General features: G+C 64.0%; 23 protein-coding genes. 13 read left to right on the top strand and 10 right to left on the bottom strand.

Annotated elements, in window-relative coordinates; genetic code table 11:
- Positions 1-90: 90 nt before the first annotated feature.
- On the top strand, positions 91-549 hold the full coding sequence (locus ATY75_RS18470; RefSeq protein WP_088938687.1) for a GNAT family N-acetyltransferase: 459 nt from the start codon (positions 91-93) through the stop codon (positions 547-549).
- Positions 550-615: 66 nt separating this feature from the next.
- On the opposite strand, the gene ATY75_RS18475 is transcribed toward ATY75_RS18470, so the two are convergent.
- The 3 genes from ATY75_RS18475 to parE all read right to left on the bottom strand — a co-directional run bounded on the left by ATY75_RS18475 (position 616) and on the right by parE (position 5,382).
- Positions 616-1,833 carry an AI-2E family transporter gene (locus ATY75_RS18475; RefSeq protein ID WP_088938688.1) on the bottom strand — a complete coding sequence of 406 codons (1,218 nt, stop codon included), beginning with the start codon at positions 1,831-1,833 and terminating at the stop codon, positions 616-618.
- A gap of 115 nt (positions 1,834-1,948) precedes the next feature.
- The gene (locus tag ATY75_RS18480; protein ID WP_088938689.1) at positions 1,949-3,088 is read right to left on the bottom strand and encodes an esterase-like activity of phytase family protein; all 1,140 of its coding nucleotides are present in this window, start codon (positions 3,086-3,088) and stop codon (positions 1,949-1,951) included.
- Positions 3,089-3,273: 185 nt separating this feature from the next.
- Positions 3,274-5,382: a DNA topoisomerase IV subunit B gene (gene parE, locus ATY75_RS18485; RefSeq protein WP_088938690.1), complete on the bottom strand. Its 2,109-nt coding sequence runs from the start codon at positions 5,380-5,382 to the stop codon at positions 3,274-3,276.
- 219 nt (positions 5,383-5,601) lie between these two features.
- Between parE and ATY75_RS18490 the strand changes: the two genes are divergently transcribed.
- The 5 genes from ATY75_RS18490 to ATY75_RS18510 all read left to right on the top strand — a co-directional run bounded on the left by ATY75_RS18490 (position 5,602) and on the right by ATY75_RS18510 (position 10,398).
- A complete protein-coding gene (locus ATY75_RS18490; protein ID WP_088938691.1) occupies positions 5,602-6,501 on the top strand; it encodes a phospholipase in 900 nt (299 codons plus the stop codon).
- Between the two features lie 125 nt (positions 6,502-6,626).
- A complete protein-coding gene (tpiA, locus tag ATY75_RS18495; RefSeq protein WP_088938692.1) occupies positions 6,627-7,397 on the top strand; it encodes a triose-phosphate isomerase in 771 nt (256 codons plus the stop codon).
- A 140-nt stretch (positions 7,398-7,537) separates the two neighbouring features.
- Positions 7,538-8,080 carry a preprotein translocase subunit SecG gene (secG, locus tag ATY75_RS18500; protein ID WP_088938693.1) on the top strand — a complete coding sequence of 181 codons (543 nt, stop codon included), beginning with the start codon at positions 7,538-7,540 and terminating at the stop codon, positions 8,078-8,080.
- A gap of 144 nt (positions 8,081-8,224) precedes the next feature.
- Positions 8,225-9,853: a CTP synthase gene (locus ATY75_RS18505; protein ID WP_088938694.1), complete on the top strand. Its 1,629-nt coding sequence runs from the start codon at positions 8,225-8,227 to the stop codon at positions 9,851-9,853.
- 74 nt (positions 9,854-9,927) lie between these two features.
- A complete protein-coding gene (locus ATY75_RS18510) occupies positions 9,928-10,398 on the top strand; it encodes an SRPBCC family protein (RefSeq protein WP_088938727.1) in 471 nt (156 codons plus the stop codon).
- A gap of 39 nt (positions 10,399-10,437) precedes the next feature.
- Here the strand turns inward: ATY75_RS18510 and ATY75_RS18515 are convergent, their stop codons facing one another.
- The gene (locus tag ATY75_RS18515) at positions 10,438-11,526 is read right to left on the bottom strand and encodes a citrate synthase/methylcitrate synthase (RefSeq protein WP_088938695.1); all 1,089 of its coding nucleotides are present in this window, start codon (positions 11,524-11,526) and stop codon (positions 10,438-10,440) included.
- An 83-nt stretch (positions 11,527-11,609) separates the two neighbouring features.
- On the opposite strand from ATY75_RS18515, the gene ATY75_RS18520 reads away from it, so the two are divergent.
- The 5 genes from ATY75_RS18520 to ATY75_RS18540 all read left to right on the top strand — a co-directional run bounded on the left by ATY75_RS18520 (position 11,610) and on the right by ATY75_RS18540 (position 18,352).
- Positions 11,610-12,755: a citrate synthase gene (locus tag ATY75_RS18520; protein ID WP_190241379.1), complete on the top strand. Its 1,146-nt coding sequence runs from the start codon at positions 11,610-11,612 to the stop codon at positions 12,753-12,755.
- Positions 12,756-12,879: 124 nt separating this feature from the next.
- The gene (locus tag ATY75_RS18525) at positions 12,880-13,398 is read left to right on the top strand and encodes a FecR domain-containing protein (RefSeq protein WP_088938728.1); all 519 of its coding nucleotides are present in this window, start codon (positions 12,880-12,882) and stop codon (positions 13,396-13,398) included.
- Between the two features lie 4 nt (positions 13,399-13,402).
- Positions 13,403-15,259 carry an adenylate/guanylate cyclase domain-containing protein gene (locus tag ATY75_RS18530; RefSeq protein ID WP_088938697.1) on the top strand — a complete coding sequence of 619 codons (1,857 nt, stop codon included), beginning with the start codon at positions 13,403-13,405 and terminating at the stop codon, positions 15,257-15,259.
- Between the two features lie 99 nt (positions 15,260-15,358).
- Positions 15,359-17,359, top strand: coding sequence for a DEAD/DEAH box helicase (locus ATY75_RS18535; RefSeq protein ID WP_088938729.1), 2,001 nt, complete (start codon positions 15,359-15,361; stop codon positions 17,357-17,359).
- 333 nt (positions 17,360-17,692) lie between these two features.
- The gene (locus ATY75_RS18540) at positions 17,693-18,352 is read left to right on the top strand and encodes a 50S ribosomal protein L11 methyltransferase (RefSeq protein WP_088938730.1); all 660 of its coding nucleotides are present in this window, start codon (positions 17,693-17,695) and stop codon (positions 18,350-18,352) included.
- Between the two features lie 18 nt (positions 18,353-18,370).
- Here the strand turns inward: ATY75_RS18540 and glp are convergent, their stop codons facing one another.
- Genes glp through ATY75_RS18565 form a run of 5 tightly spaced genes read right to left on the bottom strand, consistent with a single transcriptional unit; the run spans position 18,371 to position 23,829 of the window.
- The gene (gene glp / locus ATY75_RS18545) at positions 18,371-19,594 is read right to left on the bottom strand and encodes a gephyrin-like molybdotransferase Glp (protein ID WP_088938698.1); all 1,224 of its coding nucleotides are present in this window, start codon (positions 19,592-19,594) and stop codon (positions 18,371-18,373) included.
- On the bottom strand, positions 19,591-20,088 hold the full coding sequence (gene moaC, locus ATY75_RS18550) for a cyclic pyranopterin monophosphate synthase MoaC (RefSeq protein ID WP_088938699.1): 498 nt from the start codon (positions 20,086-20,088) through the stop codon (positions 19,591-19,593). The genes glp and moaC overlap by 4 nt, the downstream gene beginning before the upstream one ends.
- 1 nt (position 20,089) lies before the next feature.
- Entirely contained in the window at positions 20,090-20,902 is an 813-nt protein-coding gene (gene trpC, locus ATY75_RS18555) for an indole-3-glycerol phosphate synthase TrpC (RefSeq protein WP_088938700.1), read from the bottom strand.
- Between the two features lie 9 nt (positions 20,903-20,911).
- A complete protein-coding gene (gene trpD, locus ATY75_RS18560; RefSeq protein WP_088938701.1) occupies positions 20,912-21,928 on the bottom strand; it encodes an anthranilate phosphoribosyltransferase in 1,017 nt (338 codons plus the stop codon).
- An 8-nt stretch (positions 21,929-21,936) separates the two neighbouring features.
- The gene (locus ATY75_RS18565) at positions 21,937-23,829 is read right to left on the bottom strand and encodes a peptidylprolyl isomerase (RefSeq protein ID WP_088938702.1); all 1,893 of its coding nucleotides are present in this window, start codon (positions 23,827-23,829) and stop codon (positions 21,937-21,939) included.
- A gap of 220 nt (positions 23,830-24,049) precedes the next feature.
- Here ATY75_RS18565 and ATY75_RS18570 point away from each other — a divergent pair, with 220 nt between their 5' ends.
- The gene (locus ATY75_RS18570; protein WP_003586381.1) at positions 24,050-24,331 is read left to right on the top strand and encodes a hypothetical protein; all 282 of its coding nucleotides are present in this window, start codon (positions 24,050-24,052) and stop codon (positions 24,329-24,331) included.
- A gap of 76 nt (positions 24,332-24,407) precedes the next feature.
- Here the strand turns inward: ATY75_RS18570 and ATY75_RS18575 are convergent, their stop codons facing one another.
- The gene (locus tag ATY75_RS18575; protein WP_064838524.1) at positions 24,408-24,662 is read right to left on the bottom strand and encodes a GlsB/YeaQ/YmgE family stress response membrane protein; all 255 of its coding nucleotides are present in this window, start codon (positions 24,660-24,662) and stop codon (positions 24,408-24,410) included.
- Positions 24,663-25,325: 663 nt separating this feature from the next.
- On the opposite strand from ATY75_RS18575, the gene ATY75_RS18580 reads away from it, so the two are divergent.
- Entirely contained in the window at positions 25,326-25,481 is a 156-nt protein-coding gene (locus tag ATY75_RS18580; protein ID WP_088938703.1) for an entericidin, read from the top strand.
- The last annotated feature ends 74 nt before the right edge of the window (positions 25,482-25,555 follow it).

Here is a 25,555-nt window from a genome sequence, read left to right on the forward strand (position 1 = left end):
GAGGGCGCAATTCCAACCGAATGAAGGCGAGAGCATTAACTCTTGGTCATCTCGGGAAAAACTTGTGCCTGCCCGGAAGAAAGAAGCAGCATGTCCGTCACCATCGCCCTGGAGCCGCCGCGTCAGGACGGCGTCATCCGCCTTCTCGATCTTTCCGATGCCTATGCGCAGTCGCTCTATCCCCCGGAGAGCAACCATCTTGTCGACCTATCCTTGCTGGAAAAGCCGTCGGTGAGCTTCCTGGTCGCGCGCAACGGCGATACGATCGTCGGCTGTTGCGCGCTCGTCGAAGCTGGCGACGGCACGGCGGAGATCAAGCGCATGTTCGTCGATCCCGAGGCGAGGGGCCTGAGGATTGCCAGCGGCCTGATGAATGCGCTCGAAGCGATCGCTGGGGAAAAGCGGTTGTCGGCGATCCGGCTCGAAACCGGCATCTACCAGCCCGAGGCGATCGCGCTCTACCGCAAATACGGATACCGGGACATTGAGCCTTTCTGGACCTATCTGCCGGACCCGCTCAGCCTGTTCATGGAAAAGCGGCTGGGATGACGATTAGCCAAGGCCGGTTCAGCCGTCGGCAATAACGCCTTTTCAGCCTTCGGCAACACCTTCTTTTCAGCCTTCGGCAACACGGGGAATTGCTTTCGGCGGTCCGGGGATTGCCGGCGGGGCTTGCTCGTCGATGAGAACCTGCGGTCCCGTTTCTCCCTTATCGGCATTGCGGGCTTCGTGGATCCATTCGCGCCAGATGGCGACGATCAGTGCCATCAGCACCGGGCCGATGAAGAGGCCGAGGAAACCCATCGTCTTGACGCCGCCGACGAGGCCGAAGAAGGTCGGCAGGAAGGGCAGCTTGATCGGGCCGCCAACAAGCTTCGGCCGCAGCGTCTTGTCGACGATGAAGAGTTCGACCGTTCCCCAGACGAAGAGACCGATGCCGGCGACATGCGAGCCGCTGGCCAGCAGATAGATCGACACCAGCGTGAAGGAGAGCGGCGCGCCGCCCGGTATCAGCGCCATCACGCCGGTCAGCACGCCGAGGGTCACCGGTGACGGCACGCCGGCAATCCAATAGGCAAGGCCGAGCACGATGCCTTCGCCGATCGCAATCAGCGTCATGCCCATGACGGTGGAGCTAATCGTCGCCGGCACGACGCGGGAAATGCGCTCCCAGCGGTTCGGCAGAATGCGCTCGCCGAGCATGTCGATCTGCTTGGAGAAGGAAAAACCGTCGCGATAGACGAAGAACAGCGCGATCAGCATGAAGAGCAGCGTCAGCAGCAGGTGGAAGGCGCCGCCGCCGGCGGCAAGCACGGCCCGGTAGATATTGCCGATATTGGCGCCGCTGACGGCCTGGATGACCTCGCCCAAGGCGCCGGGGCTGCCGATATATTTGGTCCAGACCTCATCGAGATAGGTGCCCGCCCAAGGCAGCGCGATGATCCAGGCCGGTGTCGGGGCGCCGGCGCGGTTGGCGTGGATTGCCCAGGCAACCCAGGTGCGCACTTCACCCGTGGTATAGGTGACCGCAAGCCCGATCGGGATGACCAGGAAAGTGACGATCATGATGATGGCGATGGTCGCGGCGACCGTCGTATTGCCGCCGACGCGGGCAAGAAGCTTGCGGTAGAGCGGCCAGCTGGCGAAGCCGATGACCAAGGCTGCCAACACCGGCACGAGGAAGCCGTAGAAGAAGTAGACGCCGGCCGCGACGATCAGAACCAGCAGCCAGCGTGCCGCCGAGATGGAGGGAATCAGCGGTGTGCGTGTCGGCGCCGACGAGCCGAGCCATCGCGGTTCATGATTGCTTTTCTGACGGTCGAACACACCCACACGCGCCTCTTCTTTTTCTTGTCCTCTGGTTATGGGCCATCACCCCGGCTGTTTCAAGGTCCGCACCCCGAAAGCGTATACAAAGCGTCGCTATTCGGCCGTCAGACCGCGCGTCTTACTGCTGCGGACGCTTGAGAAGCTTGAAGGCGTAGAATTGCGTTTTCTGGGCGGTCGAGAAATTGTTGTCGGAACCCAGAATGAGAACGTCGGTGCCATCCTTGGCCTTGCCGAGCGACATCGCCTCGATATTGTCGGGGACGAGCCCGATTGCTCTCAGATCAAGGACTTGGCTCTTGCGGGCAGGGACGACGCGCTGGTCGGTTTTGGCGAGCGATGCGATGGCGGATACATCGGTGGCATCGGCCAGATCCATCATCATGATCTTGATGGTGTTGCCGTAGCCCTCTGCATAGCTGCGCTCGACGGCGAGCAGGCGGTGGTCGTCAAGCGCAAGCATTTCCGACATGCCGTTGTCATTGCCGCCATCGGGTTTGGTGGCGGCCTGCGGGATCGGCGAGACCGGATAGACATACTGAGCCTTCGGCTCGCCGGTTGCGCCGTCATAACGGATGATACGCGACAGGCTGCCTGATGTCAGCGAGGGGTTCGGGCCGTCCTGATAGAGCGCGGCTTCGACGCCGACGAAAACGTCGCCCGAAGGCGTCACGGCGATATCCTCGAAGGCAAGGTTATCGCGGATGCCGGTGGACTTGTCGGCTGTCGGAGCAAAGCCTTCCGGCAGCTTGAATTCGCGCAGGAAGGAACCGTCCGGCGAAGCGACGCGGATAAAGGGCGGCAGCAGCACCTTGGCGTCGCCTTCGCTGCCCCAATAGATGCCGTCCTTGCCGAGGCGGATCGATTCCGGATCGACGGTCTTTGCCGCGAAAGGTTCGCCGTTCCTGTCTTTCAGTGTCACATGCTTGACGATGGAAACACCCTTGAGGCCCGAGGCATCGACATCCACATCGAGCTCATAGAAGCGAGCCGGGGCCTTGTCCGAGCGATCGTCGCTGATGGCGAGATAGTGGCCGGTGGCGGCATCGAAATCGAGGCCGGAAATGCCGCCGAATTCGGCGCCTTTTTCCATGTGGCCGGTGGGGATGACGAATTCACCGAGATAGGAGAGCGCAATGCCGGCGGCGCAGTCGCCGAAGGGGCAGGCGGTCTCGAAGGTGGCCTCGATATTGGTGGCATAGGCGGCGACGGTGCTGGACAGGAGAACGAAAGCGGCAGCCGCGAGAAAACGCTTGGTCATGACAAATATCCGGCAACGGGTTGGAAAACGGTTCAGACGCCCTCGGGAGAAGGTGCGTCGACCGTTTCATGCGCCGGTTGTTTGACGGAGTTGTTACGGTTCTTCGTCAGTTCCGTGAAATCGTCGATGCTAAAATGTCGGCGCGCCGAACCTGCCCGACCGGCCGGCGCGCTTGAAGGCATCATTTAAATATCGAGGTTTTCGGCGAAAGCGGCGCGTTCCTGGATGAAGCGGAAACGGGCTTCCGGCTTGGTGCCCATCAGATCGTCGACGGCACTGCGGGTGCCCTCGAAATCCACCTCGTCGATCAGCACCTTCAGCAGGGTGCGCTTGGACGGATCCATCGTGGTTTCCTTGAGCTGGGCGGGCATCATTTCGCCGAGACCTTTGAAGCGGCTGATCTCGACCTTCGCCTTGCCCTTGAACTCCGTCTGCATCAGCTCGGCGCGATGATTGTCGTCGCGGGCATAGGCGGATTTCGACCCCTGGGTGATCTTGTAGAGCGGCGGCACGGCGAGGAAGAGGTGGCCGCCGCGCACCAGTTCCGGCATCTCCTGATAGAAGAAGGTGATGAGCAGCGAAGCGATATGGGCGCCGTCGACGTCGGCATCGGTCATGACGATGATGCGCTCGTAGCGCAGGTCTTCGTCGCGGTATTTCGAGCGCGTGCCGCAGCCGAGCGCCTGGATGAGATCGGCAAGCTGCTGGTTGGCGCCGAGTTTTTCGCGGCCGGCGCTGGCGACGTTGAGGATCTTGCCGCGCAGCGGCAGAATTGCCTGGTTGGCGCGGTTGCGCGCCTGCTTGGCCGAACCACCTGCCGAGTCCCCTTCGACGATGAAGAGTTCGGCGCCTTCGGCGGTGTTCTGCGAGCAGTCGGCAAGCTTGCCGGGCAGGCGCAGCTTGCGCACCGCCGTCTTGCGGTTGACTTCCTTTTCCTTGCGGCGGCGCAGGCGCTCCTCGGCGCGCTCGATCACCCAGTCGAGCAGCTTGGCCGATTCGTTAGGATTGTCGGCAAGGTAATGGTCGAAGGGATCGCGCAGCGCGTTCTCGACGATGCGCTGGGCCTCGACGGTCGCCAGCTTGTCCTTGGTCTGGCCGACGAATTCCGGCTCGCGGATGAAGACCGACAGCATGCCGACGGCCGAGATCATCACGTCATCGGTGGTGATCTGCGCGGCGCGCTTGTTCTGCGTCAGCTCGGCATAGGCCTTCAGGCCCTTGGTCAACGCGATGCGCAGGCCGGCCTCATGCGTGCCGCCTTCAGGGGTCGGGATGGTGTTGCAATAGGAATGCACCTGCGGATCGCCGCCATACCAGGTGATCGCCCATTCCATCGAGCCGTGGCCGCTGGTCTTCTCCGTCTTGCCGGCGAAAATCTCGCGGGTGACGGTGAACTCCTTGCCCATCGTCGCCTGCAGATAGTCCTTCAGGCCGCCGGGGAAGTGGAAGACCGCCTTGTCGGGCACCTCGGAACCTTCGGGCAGGACGCCCGGCTCGCAGCTCCAGCGGATCTCAACGCCGCCGAACAGATAGGCCTTCGAGCGCGCCATCCGGAACACCCGGGCGGCGTCGAACTTCATGTGATCGCCGAAGATCTGCGGGTCGGGGTGGAAGCGTACGCGGGTACCGCGGCGATTGTGGACGTCGCCCAATTCTTCGAGCCCGCCCTGCGGCAGGCCGCGGGAGAAGCGCTGGCGGTAGAGCTTGCGATTGCGCGCCACTTCCACTTCGAGGTCGTCGGAAAGCGCGTTGACGACCGAGACGCCGACGCCATGCAGGCCGCCCGAGGTCTCGTAAGCCTTGCCGTCGAATTTGCCGCCGGCATGCAGCTTGGTCATGATCACTTCGAGCGTCGACTTGCCCGGCACCTGAGGGTGGTTCTCGACCGGGATGCCGCGGCCGTTGTCGGAGACCGTCAGGTAACCTGCGAGATCAAGATAGACCTCGATGAAATTGGCGTGTCCGGCGACCGCTTCGTCCATCGCGTTGTCGATGACTTCGGCAAAGAGGTGATGCAGCGCCTTTTCGTCGGTGCCGCCGATATACATGCCCGGGCGCATGCGCACCGGCTCGAGGCCTTCGAGGACGCGGATCGACGAGGCGCCGTATTCATCGGCATTCGACGCGGTAGGTGCCGGGCGCGCAGAGGCTCCCGCAGCAGAGGGGGCTCCAGCAGCAGGTGGGGCAGCAGCGGGCGCAGCCGTCACCGCCGGCCGTTCGGCCGCAGGCTTCTGCGCCTCCTCGCGTTTTTCAGAGAGGGGCATTCCGGAAAAGAGGTCGTTGCTATCGTCCATGGAGCCGTTCAGATCTTCATCCTGTCTTGGGTCAGGCTTGGGGCTTGCATCCGCCGCCGACCCAAAATCACCGCATTTCATGTCACGTTTGCGAATCAGGCAGATTTTGCCAGAAAGCACCTCTATACGCGACACCGCCAGTTTTGGCGGCTTTTCACCCATGATTTGCGTTGCCGGGCGCCGAATGGCAAGCGGCGGCAGGCTTCAGGAACCATCCGAATGCGAATGTCCACAAGTCATTGCACCATCATCACTGCAATTGCGGCCTTTTTCCTGTCCGCGGCTATTTTGTCGGCTGCCGGGCCGGTCAGGGCAGGCGATGCGCTGCCGCCGTTCAAGGACGATCTGTTTTCGCAGCAGGCCATCTTGCAGACGGGCGATGACGGCGCCTTCGAGGTCATCGGCTATGACGAGATTCGCGATATCAACGGCCGCGACCAGATCCCGCAAAAGCGGGTGCAGCAGAAATATGTGGCGCTCGGCATCCGCAAGGCCCAAGTCGACGAGACGCTGTCTCTGGACGGCATCCGGCTCGATGTCACCAGGGTGGGACAGGCCCAGAATGCCGCATTCACGGTGATTTTCATCCATGGCCGCGATGGCGACCGCCGGCTGGGCGCCAACGACTACAGCTTCGGCGGCAATTTCAACAGGCTGAAGAACCTCGTCGCCGGCAATGGCGGCGTCTATTATTCGCCGACGGTCAGGAGTTTCGACAGCAATGGCGTTGCGGCCATCGCCGGCCTCATCCGCTACGCCAGCGCCCAATCGGCCGGCCGGCCGATCATCCTGTCCTGCGCCTCGATGGGCAGCCAGGTCTGCTGGGGCATTGCCCGCGACGAGGGCAGCGTCAAGCGGTTGAAGGGCATGCTTGTCATGAGCGGCGTCAGCGATCCCGATTTCACCAGGAGCGCCTTCTACAAGGCGAAGCTGCCGCTCTGGTTCGCCCATGGCAGCCGCGACCCGGTCTATGCCGCCAGCACCCAGCAGGCGCTGTTCGAAAGCCTGCACAAGGCCAAATATCCGACGCACTTCACGCTGTTTCAGACCGGCAATCACGGGACGCCGATCCGGATGATCGACTGGCGCCGGGTCTTGAACTGGATTCTTGCCGGTTAGCGATTGAATTCCGCAGAAATATAGGCGGGATCGCCGAGATTCCCCTTACGTCAAGGGCATGATGCTTTTCTTTGCCGCGCGCTTTTGATATGGCCCAAGGCCTACGCAGAAATTGGAAGGCTGGCATGACACCTGACGTGCGCCCGCTCGTGGCGGGAAACTGGAAAATGAATGGCATGCGTGCCTCCCTGGATCAGATCAAGGCGATCGCCGAGGGCGTTTCCTCGCCGCTTGCCGACAAGATCGAAGCGCTGATCTGCCCGCCGGCGACGCTGCTCTACGTGGCAACGGCGCTCTGCACCGACAGCCCGCTGGCGATCGGCGCTCAGGATTGCCATCAGAACCCGTCGGGTGCGCATACCGGTGACATCTCGGCCGAGATGATTGCCGATTGTTTCGGCACTTATGTCATCGTCGGCCACTCCGAGCGGCGCACCGACCATGCCGAAACGGATCACCTGGTCCGCGCCAAGGCGGAGGCCGCCTTCGCCGCCGGGCTGACGGCGATCATCTGCATCGGCGAAACGGCCGATGAACGCCGGACAGGCCAGGCGCTCGACGTCATCAAACGTCAGCTTTCCGCCTCGGTTCCGGACGGCGCCACCGCCGAGAACACCGTCATCGCCTATGAGCCGATCTGGGCGATCGGCACCGGTGTGACGCCGACGGCGGGCGATGTCGAAAAGGCGCATGCCTTCATGCGTGCCGAGCTCGTGGCCCGCTTCGGCGACGAAGGCCGCAAGATGCGTCTTCTCTATGGCGGCTCGGTCAAGCCGGCCAATGCCGGCGAGCTGATGGGCATCGCCAATGTCGACGGTGCGCTGATCGGCGGGGCGAGCTTGAAAGCGGCTGACTTCCTCGCCATCTACCGGGCCTATGAGGCGTTGCTCGCCTGAGGCATTGTTTTTATTCCCGGGTTATTCGTTTATCCCGGGGCTTATTCCGGGCCGAAGGGCTTGGAATAGATGAAAGCCTCATGTAAAGAGCCGCCAGAATTCTTAACTTTGTCCGTCTCCAGGCGGGCAGGACTGGACCCATGCAGACCGTATTGATTGTCATTCATCTCATGATCGTGCTCGCCCTTGTCGGCGTGGTGCTCATCCAGCGCTCGGAAGGCGGCGGCCTCGGCATCGGCGGCGGTTCGGGCTTCATGTCGGCGCGCGGCACGGCCAATGCGCTGACGCGCACCACCGCGATCCTGGCGACCCTGTTCTTCCTGACCTCGCTCGGCCTCGGCGTTCTGACGCGTTACCAGGGCCGTCCGAGCGATATCCTCGACCGCATCCCGGCAACGGGCGGCCAGGGCAACGGCATTCTCGATTCGCTCGGCGGCGGCGCGCAGGCTCCAGCCAGCCAGCCGGCCGGCAATGGCGTTCCGAGCAGCGGTGCTGCCACGCCCGCACCGCAGGCCCCCGCCGCTCAAGCTCCGGCAACTGGGACTCCGGCAACGACCGCTCCGGCGACTCCGGCTGCCAGCGAACCTTCAGCGACGGCTCCGGCAACGACTGCTCCGGCCGCGCCCGCAACTCCGGCCGCGCCGGCACCGGCTCAGCCCGCCGGCGTCCCGACGGGACAGTAAACCGGTCTTCGACATAAACCGCCGGCAGGCCCTCGGGTCTGCCGGTTTTCTTTTGTTCAGATTCCTTCGCCAGGCTTCGAAAGTTCCGGAAAAGAATTTTTGGGGCTGGTGGAATCGTTTTTGAAAAGGTATCCGGTGAATCCCATGGCGCGATACGTATTCATCACTGGCGGCGTGGTTTCCTCCCTCGGAAAAGGAATTGCGGCCGCGGCTCTCGGAGCGTTGCTGCAGGCCCGTGGATATCGGGTGCGGCTTCGCAAGCTCGACCCCTATCTGAATGTGGACCCGGGCACGATGAGCCCGACCCAGCACGGCGAGGTCTTCGTCACCGACGACGGCGCGGAAACCGATCTCGATCTCGGCCACTACGAACGCTTCACGGGGCGTTCGGCGACCAAGACCGACAACATCACCACCGGCCGCATCTACAAGAACATCATCGACAAGGAACGGCGCGGCGACTATCTCGGCGCGACGGTGCAGGTTATTCCGCACGTTACCAACGAAATCAAGGATTTCGTTATCGAGGGCAATGACGATTACGACTTCGTCATCTGCGAGATCGGTGGCACGGTCGGCGATATCGAGGCGATGCCGTTCATGGAGGCGATCCGCCAGCTCGGCAACGACCTGCCGCGCGGCACCGCCGTCTACGTCCATCTGACGCTGATGCCCTACATTCCGGCGGCCGGCGAACTCAAGACCAAGCCGACCCAGCATTCGGTCAAGGAACTGCAGGCGCTCGGCATTCATCCCGATATCCTGCTGGTGCGCGCCGACCGCGAAATTCCGGAAGCCGAGCGGCGCAAGCTGTCGCTGTTCTGCAATGTGCGCCCGTCGGCCGTCATTCAGGCGCTCGACGTCGCCAACATCTACGACGTGCCGATCGCCTACCACAAGGAAGGCCTTGATGACGAAGTGCTCGCAGCCTTCGGCATCGAGCCGGCGCCGAAGCCGCGTCTCGACCCCTGGGAAGAGGTCTGCAGCCGCATCCGCACCCCGGAAGGCGAAGTGACGATCGCGATCGTCGGCAAATATACCGGCCTCAAGGATGCCTATAAATCGCTGATCGAGGCGCTGCATCACGGCGGCATCGCCAATCGCGTCAAGGTCAAGCTCGAATGGATCGAGTCCGAGGTCTTCGAAAAGGAAGATCCGGCGCCCTATCTGGAAAAGGTGCACGGCATCCTCGTGCCCGGCGGCTTCGGCGAACGCGGTTCGGAAGGCAAGATCCACGCGGCCCGCTTCGCCCGCGAACGCAAGGTGCCGTATTTCGGCATCTGCTTCGGCATGCAGATGGCGGTCATCGAGGCGGCGCGCAATCTCGCCGACGTGTCCGGCGCTTCCTCGACCGAATTCGGCCCGACCAAGGAGCCGGTGGTCGGCCTGATGACCGAATGGGTCAAGGGCAACGAGCTGCAGAAGCGCACGGCAGCCGGCGATCTCGGCGGCACGATGCGCCTCGGCGCCTATAAGGCGGCGTTGAAGAAGGGCACGAAGATCTCGGATATCTACGGTTCCACCGATATTTCCGAGCGTCACCGCCACCGCTACGAGGTCAATGTCGACTACAAGGACCGGCTCGAGAGCTGCGGCCTGGTCTTCTCGGGCATGTCGCCGGATGGCGTGCTGCCGGAGACGATCGAATATCCCGATCATCCGTGGTTCATCGGCGTGCAGTACCACCCGGAACTGAAGAGCCGGCCGCTCGACCCGCATCCGTTGTTTGCGAGCTTCATCGAAGCGGCGACGGAACAGAGCCGCCTCGTCTGACCACAGTGACGATCCAGATCGCGCGATTTCAAGCGCGATCTGGGCAAGTGCTTGCGGCGCTCTATTTTGCCGGCATGGCCACCCGACGCAGCACTACCGTTTCACGCTTCATCGCCGCGCCGCCCCAGCGCATCTACCGTGCCTTCCTGGATGCAGAGGCAGTCGCCACCTGGCTTCCACCCGTTTCGATGAGGGGCGTCGTCAATGCCTTCGAGGCCAGGGAAGGCGGCGCGTTCAGCATGTCGCTGGTCTATGCCGATGAGGAGGCGTCGCAGCCAGGCAAGACCTCCGACAAGACCGACAGGTTCGAGGGCCGTTTCGCAAGGCTCGTGCCTGACGAACGGATCGTCTGGGCCACGGTCTTCGATTCCGACAACGAAAGCTTTTCCGGGGAGATGACGGTCAGCACGACATTGGCGCCTGTGGATGGCGGCACCGCTGTGACGATGGTCTGCGACAACGTCCCCTCCGGCATCCGCCTTGAAGACAATGAGGAAGGCTGCCGTTCGACGCTCGGCAACCTCGCCGCTTTCGTCGGCGGCTGACGCTCGGCGGCAGGGCTGCCCCGCCGCCGAAGCCAATCGTCAGGCCGCGGCCGGCAGCGGGCCGATATAGACCGAGCCCGGACGGATCAGCCGGCCGTCGAGTGCCTGTTCGCGCGCATGCGCCAGCCAACCGACGGTGCGGCCAATTGCAAAGACGCCGGTGAAGGCGTCCCGCGGGAAGCCCAGCGCTTCGAGCAGCAGCGCGGTGTAGAATTCGACATTGACGTCGAGCGGCCGGTCCGGCTTGCGCGCTTTGAGGATCGCCAAGGCGGCAGCCTCCACGGCTTCGGCCAGCGCACCGCGGGTGCTGTCCACCTGTTCCGAGGCAATCAGCGGCCTCAGCGCGCCTTTCAAGGCGTCGGCGCGCGGATCGCGGACGCGGTAGATGCGGTGGCCGAAGCCCATCAGCCGTTCGCCGCGATCAAGCGCTTCGCCGAGCCATCGGCCGGCATTCTCGGCGGCTCCGATCGAATCCAGCATGTCGAGCACCGGCCCCGGCGCGCCGCCATGCAACGGTCCCTTCAGTGCGCTCACCGCCGCGAGCACCGAAGAGGTAAGGCCGGCCTGGGTCGAGGCGATGACGCGGGATGCGAAGGTCGAGGCATTGAGGCCATGGTCGGAGATCGTCACCAGATAAGTATCGAGCGCCGCTGTCTGCTCCCTGGTCGGCAATTGTCCGGTCAGCATGCGCAGGATATCGGCCGCCTGCGGCAGCGAGACGTCGGGCGCGATCGGTTTTTCACCGCGCTGCAGGCGCAGAACCGCGGGCAGGAAGACCGCGGGCGCCGCGAGAAGGCTGAGTGCGGTATCAAAATCCTCGCCATCGGGCAGCCGGGCGATCAGCGCCCGCATCGCATCGACCGGCGGCAGCGCCAGTATCGAGGCATCAGCGGCCTCGACATGGTGGAATGTCCCGGCCCGCGCTTTCGCCAGCCACTCGCGCAATTGCGCTTCATCGAAGCTTCGCTCCATCAGCCCATCGAGCAGCAATGCGGCGACACCCTCATAGCTGCAGTCTGCGACCAGATGATCGAGCGATACACCACGAATGATCAGCCGCCCCCCTTCGCCATCGACATCCGAGAGCTGCGTTTCGGCGGCAATGACGTCTTCCAAGCCATTTTTCATATTGTTTCTCCTTTACGACAAGGATGATCCGACCTACTCTCATTGACGTCAATCTTGATGTAATCGATCAACATGAGGCTGTGATGCCGTGGCTGACTGCCGAGGAAGCGCTGCAGGCGCTGAAGACCAAGCCGCAGACGCTCTACGCCAATGTCAGCCGCGGGCGCATCCGCGCCAAACCCGATCCCGCAGACCCGCGCCGCAGCCTCTATCAGGCTGAGGACGTGAAGCGGCTGGCCGAACGCCATGCCGGCCGCCGCAAGGCCGAAACGGTTGCCGCCGAGACGATCCGCTGGGGCGACCCGGTGCTGTCCTCGGCGATCTCCACCATCACAGCCGGACGGCTTTTCTATCGCGGACGAGACGCGGCCGATTTTTCCGAGGCGGCGACGCTGGAGCAGACGGCGGCATTGCTCTGGAACGGTGCGGAAGTACTTGCTTCCGGCACTGCAGCGGACCATGCGGCTCCATCGCTCCAGGCTGCATTCCTGGCGCTTGCCCGGCGGGTGACATCCGATCTGCCGTCACTCGGCCGCTCGCAAGCCGTGCTTCGCCGGGACGCGGGCGGGGTGCTCTCTACGGTCGCCGATGCGCTGGCGCCGGGGCCTTCAGACCAGCCGCTGCATTTGCGGCTTGCAGAGAGCTGGCGGCGGCCAGATGCTGCCGATTGCCTGCGCCGGGCGCTGGTGCTGCTTGCCGATCACGAACTCAACGCCTCGACCTTTGCGGCACGGGTCACGGCGTCGGCGGGCGCCGCCCTTTCGGCCGCCGTGCTTTCCGGATTGGCGACGCTGACGGGGCCGCTGCATGGCGCCGCCTGGCAGGGCGTCGACAGCTTGATCGCGGCCTCTGCCACCCTTGGAGCGGAGCAGGCGATCCGCCGCACGCTTGCCCAGGGCCATAGGCTGTCGGCCTTCGGCCATCCGCTCTATCCCGACGGCGATATCAGGGCGCACGCGCTGCTTTCGCATTTTCCCCTGCCGCAGCCGTTTGCCGAGGTGCGGCAGACCGGCGAGGAGATGGTCGGTGAGAAGGTCAACGTCGATTTCGCGCTTGCCGCGATGGCCGCCAGCTTCGATCTGCCGCGGGAAGCGCCGATCATCCTGTTTTCGCTTGCCCGTTCCGCCGGCTGGCTGGCGCATGCGATGGAGCAGATCGACAGCGGCGACTTGATCCGGCCGCGGGCGCGTTATGCCGGGCCGGCGCCCGAAACCAGCCGCGGCGCATAAGGGGAGTGCCGGTTTGCTTTTTTGCCTAGGGAAATATCCGAATTCGGCTATCATGCCCGACATGGAAGAAGACGGTTGGCGGGCGCTTTCGAAAAAGCTGTCCGCCCGGTCATGGGGGCTTTCCATGCATAGGACCTTTCGCAGCCTGCTTGCCGCCGCACTCGCTGTCGGCTTCATTCCGCATGGAGCGGCCTTTGCGCAGTCTGCCGGCTGCACCATCTCGCGCGATGCCGGCGCCCGTCAGGTGTTCACTTGCCCGGGCGGCGTCAAGGTGACGGCGGAGGCTGGCGCTTCCTTCCGGCTTGCCGACCGCAACCGGGACGGCAGTCCCGATTCGGCGTCGCTGCGGCGCAAGGCGATCCTCGTCGATGTCGACAGCAGTCAGCACGCCGGCGGTTTTCAGGTGGTGACGCCGCAGGCGATCGCTGCGGTGCGCGGCACGCAATGGGCCGTCGACGTCGCCAGTGGCAAGACTTCGGTGCTGGTCGTCAGAGGCAGTGTGGCCGTCCGCCGGCCGGCGGGCGAGCCAGTGGTGCTGTCGCCGGGCGAGGGCGTCGACGTCAGCGATGGCAGGGAACCGCTCGTCGTGCGTCGCTGGCCGGCGCCGCGCGCCGCCGCCCTTCTTGCCCGCCTCGGCCAATAAGTCCATGAACCATCGCCTGCAGACGGTGATCGCGCTGCTGCTCGCCGGTCTTTGGGGGGCGGCACTCGGCTATGCCAATCTCAATGGCGGAAGCGGGCTGCTCGACCGGATGGAGGCCTCGCTTGCCGATATCCGCAGCGTCGTCATCGGGGCGAAGACGCCGCCTCCCGTCGTCTCGATCGTCGCCATCGACGACCGCACCGCTGCCACCCACGGCTATCCGCTTGATCGGGCCACGCTTGCGCGCTTGGTCGGCGCAATCACCGCCTTAAAGCCGAAGGCGCTGGCGCTCGACATTCTGCTCGTCGATCCGGGGCCGGAGGAGGGCGATGCGGCGCTGGCTGCCGCCCTTGTCGAGGGGCCGAGCGTAATTGCCGCCGCGGCCACCTTTGCCAGAAGCCGCCAAGAGGTCAGCAATGCGGCGAACGATCCGCTTGCAGCCATCCCCGAGGCAAACCAGATTCTGTTGCCGCTTCCCCGCTTCGCCGAAGCCGCCGCGGTCGGCGTCGTCAATGTCGCCACTGATCAGACCGGCACGCCGCGCTTCATCCCGCTGATTTCGCGTGGTGCGGATCGGTTGGATCCGGCCTTTCCGCTGCGTGCCGCGTCGGTGGCGCTCGGCGCCGATCCCAGCATCGAGCCCTATGCCATAATGCTCGGAAAGCTGCGTATCCCCACCGATATCGGCCAGCGCCTGCCGGTGACGTTCTACGGCGGGCGCGGCAGCATCGCCACCTTGAGCGCCGCCGATGCGCTGGATGGCAAGCTTTCTGGAGATGCCGTTGCCGGCCGCATCGTCGTCATCGGTTCGACGGTCACCGGCGGCGGCGATGTCTTCCCGACGCCATTCGACCCCGTCATGCCTGGTGTCGAAGTTATGTCGACGGCAATCACCCATCTCGTCAGCGGCGACGGCATGATGCGCGACCACAGGATCCGGCTGATCGACGCCGGCACCGCCGTCGGGCTGCCGCTCGTGCTCGTTTCGCTGATCGCCTGGCGGCGGAGTGCTGCGGGCTATGTCATCATCGTGCTGACGCTGATCGTCTGGGCGGTGCTCAATCTGTCGGCCTTTGCGCACGGCTACTGGCTGAGCGCGGCGCTGCCGATCGCCGCGGCGCTGCCGCCGGCGCTGATCTTCGGCGCAGCCGAACTCTGGCTCGACCGCGGCCGCGCCCGCCATTTCGCCGAGCAGAGCGCGCTCTTGCAGCGCATCGAGGCGCCGGGTCTCGGCGAGTGGCTGGCGCGCAATCCGAATTTCCTTGCCCAGCCGGTGCGCCAGAACGCCGCCGTCATCTTCATCGATCTCTCGGGGTTCACCGGCCTCAGTGAAAATCTCGGGCCGGTCAAGGTCAGCGAGGTGCTGAGCGGTTTCTTCGAACTGATCGACGAGGAGACGCGCGCTCACGGCGGCGCCATCACCAGCTTCATGGGCGACGGGGCGATGATCCTGTTCGGACTGCCTGAACCTGCCGCTGACGACGCCGCCCGGGCCGTCGCCTGCGCCGTCAGCCTGTGCGAGCGCACCCGGGCCTGGCTTCAGGCGCATGCGGGCTTTGCCGAGAAGAAAATCGGCTTCAAGGTCGGCGCCCATTGCGGGCCGATCGTTGCCTCGCGGCTCGGCACCGGCGACCGGCAGCAGATCACGGCGGCGGGCGACACCATCAATGTCGGCAGCCGGCTGATGGAGGTGGCCGCCCTCCATGGCGTCGAGCTGGCGCTGAGCGCTGAAATCGTCCGTGCGGCAGGCCCCGACAGCGTGCTGCTGCGGGCCGGCCGCATGGAGGGTCCGTTGGAAACGGCGTTGCGCGGCCGGGCGAGCCATATCGACACCTGGCTGTGGCGCAGCCGCACGCTTTGACAATCGCCGCCGGAGCGGCTAGGAACGGCACAAATACCCCGCCGGCTGGCTCCGGCCATGGCGCATTTCGCGCCTGACAGCTCCGAAAGATCGAAACCCATGACAGAATTCAACGGCGTCGTTCCGGCGATCGCCAAGGCGTTGCAGAAGCGCGGTTACGCCGAACTCACCCCGGTGCAGAAGGCGATGCTCGATCCCAACCTCGCCGCTTCCGACGCGCTGGTCTCGGCCCAGACCGGCTCCGGCAAGACCGTCGCTTTCGGCCTGGCGCTGGCGCCGACGCTGCTTGAGGGCGGGGAACGCTTCGGCAATGCCGGCGCGCCGCTCGCGCTTGTCATCGCCCCGACGCGCGAACTTGCCCTGCAGGTGAAGCGGGAGCTCGAATGGCTCTATGAGATGACCGGCGCCGTCATCGTCAGCTGCGTCGGCGGCATGGACATCCGCAGCGAGCGTCGAGCGCTCGAACGTGGCGCGCATATCGTCGTCGGCACGCCCGGTCGTCTCTGCGACCATATCCGCCGCCGGGCGCTCGACATGTCGGAACTGAAGGCCGCCGTGCTCGACGAAGCCGACGAGATGCTCGATCTCGGATTCCGTGAAGATCTGGAATTCATTCTCGATTCGGCGCCGGACGAACGCCGGACGCTGATGTTTTCGGCAACCGTGCCGGCCGCGATCGCCAAGCTTGCCAAGAGCTACCAGCGCAATGCCGTGCGCATCAGCACCGCCGCCGAGGAAAAGCAGCATATCGACATCGAATATCGCGCGCTGATGGTGGCCCCGAGCGACCGCGAGAACGCGATCATCAACGTGCTGCGCTATTACGAGGCGACCAACGCCATCGTCTTCTGTTCGACGCGCGCTGCCGTCAATCATCTCACGTCGCGTTTCAACAACCGCAATTTCGCCGTGGTGGCGCTTTCGGGCGAGTTGACGCAGAATGAACGCAGCCATGCGCTACAGGCGATGCGCGACGGCCGCGCCCGCGTCTGTATTGCGACCGACGTCGCTGCCCGCGGCATCGACCTGCCGGGCCTCGATCTGGTCATCCATGCCGACCTGCCGACCAATCCGGAAACTCTGCTGCACCGTAGCGGCCGTACCGGCCGGGCCGGGCGCAAGGGTATCAGCGCCATGATCGTGCCGCTGAATGCACGGCGCAAGGCCGAGCGCCTGCTCGAGAATGCCGGTATTTCGGCCGCCTGGGCTCGCCCGCCTTCGGCCGAAGAGGTGAATGAGCGCGACGACGAGCGGCTGCTCGCCGATCCGATCTTCAGCGAAGCGGCGCAGGAGGAAGAGCAGGGGCTGGTGCAGCAACTGCTTTCCAGCCACGGCGCCGAAAAGCTCGCCGCCGCCTTCCTGCGTCTCTACCGCACCAATCATTCGGCGCCGGAGGACCTGATCGAGGTCACCGTGCAGGATGGGGGCAGCCGCAAGCGCCGCGACAATGCCGAGTCTTACGAGCCGGCGCAGAAGGGACCGCGCGAGGATTTCGGCGCCAGCGTCTGGTTCTCCGTCTCGGTCGGGCGCAAGCAGAATGCCGAGCCGCGCTGGCTGATCCCGATGCTCTGCCGCAACGGCAATGTGACGAAGCGCGAGATCGGCGCGATCAAGATGCAGCCCGAGGAAACCTTCGTGGAGATCGCGGCAGCGAGTGCCGAAAGCTTCCTGGCGGCGATCGGCCCGAACAAGGCGCTCGAACGCGGCATCCGCGTGACCAGGCTTTCCGGCACGCCGGATTTCAGCCGGGCGCCGTCGCCGAAGCCCTACGCCGGCAAGTCGTCGCGTGACGAACGGCCCGGCGACACGTTCCGCGACGAACGCCCGAAAAACAAGTTCGGCAAGGGTCCGGGCGGCGGATATGCTGCAGCCGACAATGGCGGCCAGGAAAGACGCGATAGCAAACCCTGGAGCAAGAAACCCGGCAAGCCCGGCTTCGATGGTCCGAGATCAGATAAGCCGAAGTTCGACAAGCCTAAATACGACAAGCCAAAATTCGAAGGCGGGAAATCCGAAGGCGCCAAATCCGAACGCCCGAAATACGAGGGCAAGGGCGGCGCCGGGCCGAAGAACAAGTTCTCGAAGAAGAATCCCGGCTGATTGCGCCGTAGCCCTTCGCCGGTCCAGGCGGAGGGCTTTATTCCTAGAACAACGGCACGCGGCATTCGCATGAGGTCTTTTGAATCGGATTTCGCAATGGGGCAGCACTGCTGCCTGGTTGGCGAAGGCTGCCCCTCACCCTGACCCTCTCCCCGTAAACGGGTAGAGGGGACGTGCCAAACGCAGCGTTAAAGTTGAGGGGGCGGGTGCGGCATATCCCCTTCGCCCCGCTTGCGGGGAGAAGGTGCCGGCAGGCGGATGAGGGGCAGACGGCGATCTCTTAGGACGACAATTTTCTACTTGTGTCTAAATGAGGCAGGGAGCATGACGACGATGAAACGCTCCGGCACGCCGCATCCCGATCCGGCCGCCTTCATCCAGGCCCATCTGCCGATTTCACCCGTTCCCGTCATTCCCGAAATTCTTCTCCATACGGCGGGTCCCGCGAGCGGGCTCTGGCGGCTTGCCGGCCGCGGAGAAGGCGATCCAGCGCCCTATTGGGCCTATCCCTGGGCCGGCGGCGCCGTGCTTGCCCGCCATCTGCTCGACCGTCCTGAAGTGGTCGCCGGCCGTCGCGTCGTCGATCTCGGCTCCGGCTCCGGGCTCGTCGCCATTGCGGCGGCCAAGGCCGGAGCTGCTGCGGTCACGGCGGTCGATGTCGATGCCAATGCCATTGCCGCAATCGGCCTCAACGCGGCGATCAACGGCGTGAACATCCTGGCCGTCGCCGCCGATATCATCGAGGCACCGCCGCCGGAGGAGACAGATATCCTCGCTGTCGGCGATCTGTTCTACGATTCCGCGCTTGCATTGGGGGTGATGGCTTTCCTGCGGCGTTGCCAGGCCTCCGGCATCGAGGTGCTGATCGGCGATCCCCATCGCGCTTACCTGCCGCAGGGCGCACTTCAGCGTATCGCGACGCATGCCGTTGCGGATTTCGGCGCAGGGTCCAGCGGCGGGGCGGTGCAGGCAGGCGTTTTTTCGCTTTCCTGATGCAGCTGAAAGTCTGCACTATCCCAGAAGATCCGGCCGCAGTAGCAGGACCGGGCAGGCCGCTCCGGCCGGTAGCTCCGGCGCATGCGGCGGGCGGATGATGAGGCAATCGGCCTGGGCAAATACCTTCATCATCGAGGAGTCCTGTTTGCCGAAGGGTTCGGCGAGCCAGTCTCCGGCGGCGGATTTCGACAGTTTCGCCCTGATATAGTCCTGGCGGTGGTCGTTGGCGCGCAGGGGGGCGGCGGCCTCCACCATTGCCTCGCGTTTCACCGGCGGCAGGGAGGCCAGTTTGCGGATCAGCGGCTCCAGGAACAACAGCGCGCAGACCAAGCTCGAGACCGGATTGCCGGGCAGGCCGAGCACATGGGTCTCGCCGAAGCTGCCGACCATCAGCGGTTTGCCGGGGCGCATGGCGATGCGCCAGAAATCCAGCTGCATGCCGGCCTCGATCAGCGTTGCCTGCACCAGATCATGGTCGCCGACCGAAGCGCCGCCGAGCGTGACGATGACATCGGCCTTGGCGGCCCGCGCCATATCGATCGCCGCGGTGATCCTGGCCTTATCGTCGGGCACAATGCCGAGATCGAGCACCTCGGCGCCGGCTTTGCGGGCAAGGCTTGCAATACCGAACGTATTGGAGGCGATGATCTGCGACGGGCCGGGCGTGCTGCCGGGCGGCAGCAGTTCGTCGCCGGTTGCGAGGATGGCGATCAGCGGGCGTTTGAGAATCTCGACATCGGGTCGGTTCATGCCGGCAGCGACCGTCAGCCGCGAGAAATCGAGCACGGTGCCGGCCGACAGCACCGCTTCGCCTTCGGCAAAGTCCTGGCCGCGGGGACGTATGTGCTGGCCCTGCCGCACCGGGAAATTGGTTCGGATGCCGCCCTCGATCTTCTCGGCATCCTCCTGCAGCAGGACGCTGTCGGCGCCCGACGGAACCGGGGCGCCGGTGAAGATGCGGACGGTCTCGCCCTTGCCGACACTTCCTTCAAAGGCATGGCCGGCCGAAGATGTGCCGATGACCTTCAGTACGACGCCCGGCTCCGGCGCGTCGTCGCGGCGTAGCGCATAACCATCCATGGCCGAGGCGTTGAAGGGCGGCTGGGTTATCCCGGCCTTGAGATCGACGGCCAGGACGCGACCTTCGGCCTCGGCGAGCGGCAACGTCTCCGATATCGCGACTGGCCTTGCGCGAGAGAGCAGGCGGCTTAAGGCCTCAGTGACCGGGAGAAGGTTCATCTCGCCTCCGGATGTCGGAAATCGCCCGACTTGCCGCCGGATTTTTCCAGCAGCCGGATGCCGCCGATCTCCATTGCCTTGTCGGCGGCCTTGGCCATGTCGTAAATGGTGAGGCAGGCGACCGAGACGGCGGTCAGCGCCTCCATCTCCACACCGGTCTTGCCGGTCAGCTTGGCGGTTGCCGTGACGCGCAGGCCTGGCAGGGCAGGATCTTCCGCGATCTCGACCGTCACCTTCGTCAGCATCAGCGGATGGCAGAGCGGGATGAGGTCGGCGGTGCGTTTGGCCGCCATGATGCCGGCAAGGCGCGCCGTGCCGATAACGTCGCCTTTCTTGGCATCGCCCTGGCGGATGAGCGCCAGCGTTTCCGGCGCCATCTTCACATGGCCCTCGGCCGTGGCGATGCGTACCGTCTCGGCCTTGTCGGAGACATCGACCATATGCGCCTCGCCGGAGGCATCGATATGCGTGAGACCGGGCTTTCCGCCGCTCATGTCATTCGGCCGCGATGGCGGCTTCGCCGAAGAGCAGCGCGCGGGTGGCGGCCGTCACATCGTCCTTTCGCATCAGGCTTTCGCCGACCAGGAAGGTGCTGATATCGACGGCCTGCAGGCGCTTGCAATCGGCATGGGTGAAGATGCCGCTTTCGCCGATGAGGAGGCGGTCTGCCGGAACCATGGAAGCAAGCGTCTCGCTGACCGTCAGGCTGACCTCGAAGGTGCGCAGATTGCGGTTGTTGATGCCGATAAGCGGCGAGGACAGCTTCAGCGCCCGCTCCATCTCCTCGGCGTCGTGGACCTCGACCAGCACGTCCATGCCGAGCGAGAAAGCCTCGTTCTGCAGACGCTCTGCATCGTCATCGGTGAGCGACGCCATGATGAGCAGAATGCAGTCAGCCCCCCAGGCGCGCGCCTCATGCACCTGGTAGGTGTCGAACATGAAATCCTTGCGCAAGGCGGGCAGGGCGCAGGCAGCCCGTGCCGCCGTCAGGAATTCCGGCGCACCCTGAAAGCTCGGCGTATCGGTCAGCACCGAAAGGCAGGCCGCGCCACCGGCCTCGTAGGCCTTCGCCAGCGCCGGCGGATCGAAATCCGGACGGATCAGCCCCTTCGACGGGCTTGCCTTCTTGATCTCTGCGATCAGGCCGAAATTGCCGGCGTCACGCTTGGCCGTCAGCGCTTTGTAAAAGCCGCGCGGCGCGGACTGGCCGGCCTGCATCGCCTTCAGCTCGGCAAGCGACACCGCAGCCTTGGCGGCGGCGATCTCCTGACGCTTGTAAAGTTCGATCTTCTTCAGGATATCGGTCATCGGGCAATCCTAGTCGATATCGTTGGACACGGCGATGAGTTTGTCGAGAGCGAGTGCGGTGGCGCCGCTATCGAGCGACTGCGCCGCCAGCGTCATGCCGTCGCGAATCGTCTCAACCTTGCCCGCGATCACAAGCGAGGCGGCAGCATTGGCGAGCGAAATATCGCGATAGGCATTCTTGGCGCCGCCCAGCACCTCGCGAAGCGCTGCGGCATTGGCGACGCCGTCACCGCCCCGGATGTCGGCGAGCACGCAGGGGCTGACGCCGAAATCGGCGGGCGACAGCTCGAAGGTGCGGATCTTGCCGTCTTCGAGCGCGGCCACCTTGGTGATGCCTGTCGTGGTGATCTCGTCGAGGCCGTCGCCATGGACCACCCAGACGCATTCGGAGCCGAGATCGCGCATGACTTCGGCAAGCGGCACCAGCCATTGCGGCGAGAAGACGCCGAGCAGCTGGCGGCGGACGCCGGCCGGACTGGAAAGCGGGCCCAACAGGTTGAAGATGGTGCGGGTGCCGAGTTCGACACGGGAGGGACCGACATGGCGCATAGCCGAATGATGAAGCTGCGCGAACATGAAGCCGACGCCGGCCTCGCTGATGCAGCGGGAGATGATCTCGGGACCGACATCGAGCTTGACGCCGAGTGCGGCCAGATTGTCCGCCGCGCCCGATTTCGAGCTCAGCGCCCGGTTGCCGTGTTTTGCGACGGGAACACCGGCGCCGGCAACGATCAGCGCCGCCAGCGTCGAGATATTGTAGGTGCCGCTGGCGTCGCCGCCGGTGCCGACGATGTCGATCGCATCGGCCGGCGCCTCGACGGTCAGCATCTTCGAGCGCATCGCGGTGACCGCGCCGACGATCTCGTCGACGGTTTCGCCGCGCACGCGCAGCGCCATCAGGAAGCCGCCGATCTGCGAGGGCGTCGCCTGGCCCGACATCAGAATGTCGAAGGCGGCGCGGGCCTCGTCACGCGTCAGCGGCTCGCGGCTTGCGGCCTTGGCGAGGAACGGCTTCAGATCGGTCATAAGGCCTCCTAACGAAGCGTCGCCTGCTCGGCGAGCGTCTGGTTGATCTGCGCGCCGTACTGCGTCTGCAGCAGGTTGACCATCTGATCGAGAATATCGTCGCCGGCGGCATTGGCCATGGCGGTAATCTGGGCATCGCGGTTGTTCAGCGCGTCGCTGGTCGGCTCGCTGTTGACCTCGGTGACCTTCATCAGGATCTGCGTCGAAGGATCGGCGCCGACAGCGCTCGCGACCGCGTCGATCGGGCCGGAGAAAGCGGCGGTGACGCCGGCGCGGCCAAGCACCGGGTCATCGGTGGAGCGGGTGACGCCGCTCTTGCTTTCGACGGCGATGCCGAGCGGCGCTGCGATATCGGCAAGCGCGGTGCCCTTGGCGGCTTCGGCCTTCAATGCGTCGGCCTTCTTGGCGAGTTCGGCCTTCTGCTGTTCCGCCGTCCAGTCCTCGACTGCTTTTTCGCGCACTTCGGCCACCGGGCGCTCGCGGGTCGGGGTAATTTCGCGAACGTTGAACCAGACATAGCCGTCATTGCCGATCGGCAGCGGCGGCGCATCGACGCCGACCTCGGTCTTGAAGGCTTCGCCAAGCAGCTGCTGCTTGACGGGAATATCCTTGACCTCTTTGCCGTCCTTGTCGGCGCCGGTCATATCGACGGCGTCGACGGTCACGGCCTTCAGCTTCAGCTGGCCGGCGATATCCTCGAGCGTGGCGCCGCCGGCGCGCAGATCCTCGATGCGGTCATGAACGTTGATCACTTCCTGCGAGGCATTGGAAAGCGCCAGCTGCTTGCGGATGTCCTCTTTCACCTCGTCGAAATTCTTGGTGGTTTCCGGCTTGATGTTGGTGACGCGCAGGATGACGGAGCCGAAGGAGCCATCGACGACAGGTGTCGTGCCGCCATCCTTCGAAACTGCGAAGGCCGCATCGGCCACGGCCTGGTCGGGTACCTTGTCCTTGGTGAATTCGCCGAGCAGCACGTCGCTTGCCGTCTTGCCCTGGTCGGAGACCAGCTGGTCGAAGCTGGTGCCGCCCTTCAGCGCCGCTTCGGCAGCGGTGGCAAGATCCTTGCTGGCAAAGGTCAGCTGTTCGATGGTGCGGCTTTCCGGCGTGCGGTAGGTATCCTTGCTCTTGTCGAAAGCTTCGTGGATCTGGTCGTCGGTGACGGTCGCGGCGTCGGCGATATCGGCGGGCTGCAGCGAGAGATAGACGAGTTTGCGATACTCAGGCGCCTGGTAGCGCTGCTTGACGCTCTCGAACCAAGCCGCCAGCACGTCGTCGGCAGGCGCCTTGATCGGTTCGATATTGGCGTTGGTGAGCAGCAGATAATCGATGCTGCGGCTTTCATTGCCATAGAGCTTCAGCGCGTCGACCAGCGTCTTCGGGGCGGTGAAGCCGTTCGAGATGGCATCGACGACCTGGCTGCGGACGGCGACCTTGCTGCGCTCCTTGATGTAATCGTCCTGGCGGATATTGGCATTGCGCAGCCGAGAGACGAAGAGTTCGCGGTCGAACTTGCCGTTGACGGCCTTGAAAGCCGGATCGTCGGCGATCAGCTGGGCGAGGCGGTCTTCGGACAGGCCGAGGTTCATGTCTTCGGCGAGCTGGTCGAGCGAGGCGCCGGCGACGAGTTGGGCAAGCACCTGCTGCTCGACGCCGAAGGCGCGGGCCTGTTCCGGGGTAAGGCGCATGCCGAACTGCTGGCCGAGGCTTGCCACCTGGCGCTGGTAGGCGAGGTGGAATTCATTGACGTCCACATGCTGATCGCCGACGGTCACGACCGTGGTGCTGCTGCCACCCGACAAGAGCTGATGCGACACGCCCCAGGCGCCGAAGGAGACGACGAGGAGAAGCAGGAGCAGCTTGGCAACCCAGGTCTGAGCAGCTCTTCTCAGGATATGGAACATGGAAACGCAAACCTCGCAGTATCATTAGAGCCGCGCGCGGGCGGACATTCGACGTTCCTTAAAACAAACCCGACAGGAAATGAAGGGTTTGTCACACGAAAAGCTGCACAAGCGCGCCGCTTATCCGCGGCGGCTTTGCGGCCAACAAAAGATCGGTTGCGGGGGAACCTTTCGGGCCGCCATTTCGTTGAAGCGGCATCCCATGCAACAGGAGCAGACCATGGCTGATTTGAAAACCGCTTCCGCCGAATCCACCGCTGCGCGCGTCAAGGCTGATATGGCAGCAGACGACCTGTCGGCGCAGGTCGCAGCCCTTCGCAACGATCTCTCCCGGCTGACGGAAAGCGTGGTCGCGCTCGGGCAGGGGGCAAAGTCGGCGGTGACCGACGAGGCGTCGCTGATGACGGAACAGCTGCGTGACAAGGTTCGTGAAGAGCCGCTCATGGCGCTCGCGGTGACGGCAGGCATCGCCTATGTTTTCGGCCTGCTGAGCCGCCGCTGAAAGACAATTCGGGAAAGGCAAAAGCCGGACGCGAGGCGCGCCCGGCTTTGAATTGTGTCTGCTCTGTCCGCGGCAATCAGCGTCGGATGGCGCGACCGACGAAAATCAGAATGCAAGCACCGACGAAACCGGTGATCAGGTAACCCAGCCAACCAGCCAGCGGTTGGATGTGCAACAGACCCAGGATCCAGTTGGCGACGATGGCGCCGACGATACCGAGCAATATGTTCATCAGCAAACCCATGTTGCTGCTCATGACTTTTTCCGCCAGCCATCCGGCGATGCCACCGATGATGATGGCTGCAATCCAACCCACGCCTGCGTTTTCCATGGTTATCTCCCTCCTGGCAAAACGAGTCACAGAATGCACGAAACGAAAGGAAGTTCCACTCCCAGTTACGAGATTGCCTGCCGGTTCAACAACTTATGTGACTTACGGCTGCAACATGGTCACGGGCGAGTGCAACGCGTGGGCAGCAATCTGGAACAACAGGCCGGCAATGGCAAGCATTGCGAATCCCAACGGCATGATCAGGCTTTTTGTAAACATTGTCCCTCTCCCCCTTTGCATAAAGCATAAGCTGAAGAGGACGCCGCGCAAGTATATTGTTAATAAATAGTTAAGTATGGCATTTAGTTAAAGTTTAATACATTCAAGGATGTCGGAATACTTGTAGAAATTGAAAGTGTTGTCGCTTGATATTTCTGAGTGCACGGGCGAGGACGCGCACCTATCGCGGTTTGCGGGAGGTGGCGGGCGGCCGGATCCTATGTCCGGTGAACGACGAGCATGAAGACGAGGAAGGACGCTGTCGCAACGGTCGCGGCGAAGGCAATCTGATAATCCATGTCGTGGCACCTCGGTTGGATGGCTTCCATAAACGCCGGTCGCGCCATAGAGTTCCCTATGCCCTTCGTGCTGAATGCCGGTGGATTGATTTTGCCGGGGAATGCATCATCTTTCCCTTATCGCCAATCCATCCGGGGAACGTTGATGTCAAAAGCCGCATTCGCCATCGCCTGCATCTGCCTGCTCACGCTTTCCGGCTGCGGCAACACCGCATACGGGCTGAAGAAGGATGGACAAGAGGCGAGCCACGCCATGGACAATGCGACACATCGGGTGCTTTCCGCCGGCGCCAAGAAGTAAGGAACGTCAGAAGACTCACGGCGAAAAAAAGCCCGCCTGGGGTGAGGCGGGCTCGCAATAACAGGAGGAATGGA

The sequence above is a fragment of the Rhizobium sp. N122 genome (assembly GCF_002211295.1).
Taxonomy (GTDB): domain Bacteria; phylum Pseudomonadota; class Alphaproteobacteria; order Rhizobiales; family Rhizobiaceae; genus Rhizobium.

What these genes read in the sequence shown, in the direction of transcription:
- ATY75_RS18515 (WP_088938695.1), bottom strand. Translation starts at nt 11,526, where the DNA reads ATGAAAAATGGCTTGGAAGACGTCATTGCCGCCGAAACGCAGCTCTCG.
- ATY75_RS18505 (WP_088938694.1), top strand. Translation starts at nt 8,225, where the DNA reads ATGGCGCGATACGTATTCATCACTGGCGGCGTGGTTTCCTCCCTCGGA.
- ATY75_RS18565 (WP_088938702.1), bottom strand. Translation starts at nt 23,829, where the DNA reads ATGTTCCATATCCTGAGAAGAGCTGCTCAGACCTGGGTTGCCAAGCTG.
- trpC (WP_088938700.1), bottom strand. Translation starts at nt 20,902, where the DNA reads ATGACCGATATCCTGAAGAAGATCGAACTTTACAAGCGTCAGGAGATC.
- ATY75_RS18570 (WP_003586381.1), top strand. Translation starts at nt 24,050, where the DNA reads ATGGCTGATTTGAAAACCGCTTCCGCCGAATCCACCGCTGCGCGCGTC.
- ATY75_RS18470 (WP_088938687.1), top strand. Translation starts at nt 91, where the DNA reads ATGTCCGTCACCATCGCCCTGGAGCCGCCGCGTCAGGACGGCGTCATC.
- ATY75_RS18510 (WP_088938727.1), top strand. Translation starts at nt 9,928, where the DNA reads ATGGCCACCCGACGCAGCACTACCGTTTCACGCTTCATCGCCGCGCCG.
- ATY75_RS18530 (WP_088938697.1), top strand. Translation starts at nt 13,403, where the DNA reads ATGAACCATCGCCTGCAGACGGTGATCGCGCTGCTGCTCGCCGGTCTT.
- ATY75_RS18575 (WP_064838524.1), bottom strand. Translation starts at nt 24,662, where the DNA reads ATGGAAAACGCAGGCGTGGGTTGGATTGCAGCCATCATCATCGGTGGC.
- secG (WP_088938693.1), top strand. Translation starts at nt 7,538, where the DNA reads ATGCAGACCGTATTGATTGTCATTCATCTCATGATCGTGCTCGCCCTT.
- parE (WP_088938690.1), bottom strand. Translation starts at nt 5,382, where the DNA reads ATGGACGATAGCAACGACCTCTTTTCCGGAATGCCCCTCTCTGAAAAA.
- moaC (WP_088938699.1), bottom strand. Translation starts at nt 20,088, where the DNA reads ATGAGCGGCGGAAAGCCCGGTCTCACGCATATCGATGCCTCCGGCGAG.
- ATY75_RS18525 (WP_088938728.1), top strand. Translation starts at nt 12,880, where the DNA reads ATGCATAGGACCTTTCGCAGCCTGCTTGCCGCCGCACTCGCTGTCGGC.
- ATY75_RS18540 (WP_088938730.1), top strand. Translation starts at nt 17,693, where the DNA reads ATGAAACGCTCCGGCACGCCGCATCCCGATCCGGCCGCCTTCATCCAG.
- ATY75_RS18480 (WP_088938689.1), bottom strand. Translation starts at nt 3,088, where the DNA reads ATGACCAAGCGTTTTCTCGCGGCTGCCGCTTTCGTTCTCCTGTCCAGC.
- tpiA (WP_088938692.1), top strand. Translation starts at nt 6,627, where the DNA reads ATGACACCTGACGTGCGCCCGCTCGTGGCGGGAAACTGGAAAATGAAT.
- ATY75_RS18535 (WP_088938729.1), top strand. Translation starts at nt 15,359, where the DNA reads ATGACAGAATTCAACGGCGTCGTTCCGGCGATCGCCAAGGCGTTGCAG.
- trpD (WP_088938701.1), bottom strand. Translation starts at nt 21,928, where the DNA reads ATGACCGATCTGAAGCCGTTCCTCGCCAAGGCCGCAAGCCGCGAGCCG.
- ATY75_RS18490 (WP_088938691.1), top strand. Translation starts at nt 5,602, where the DNA reads ATGCGAATGTCCACAAGTCATTGCACCATCATCACTGCAATTGCGGCC.
- ATY75_RS18520 (WP_190241379.1), top strand. Translation starts at nt 11,610, where the DNA reads ATGCCGTGGCTGACTGCCGAGGAAGCGCTGCAGGCGCTGAAGACCAAG.
- glp (WP_088938698.1), bottom strand. Translation starts at nt 19,594, where the DNA reads ATGAACCTTCTCCCGGTCACTGAGGCCTTAAGCCGCCTGCTCTCTCGC.
- ATY75_RS18580 (WP_088938703.1), top strand. Translation starts at nt 25,326, where the DNA reads ATGTCAAAAGCCGCATTCGCCATCGCCTGCATCTGCCTGCTCACGCTT.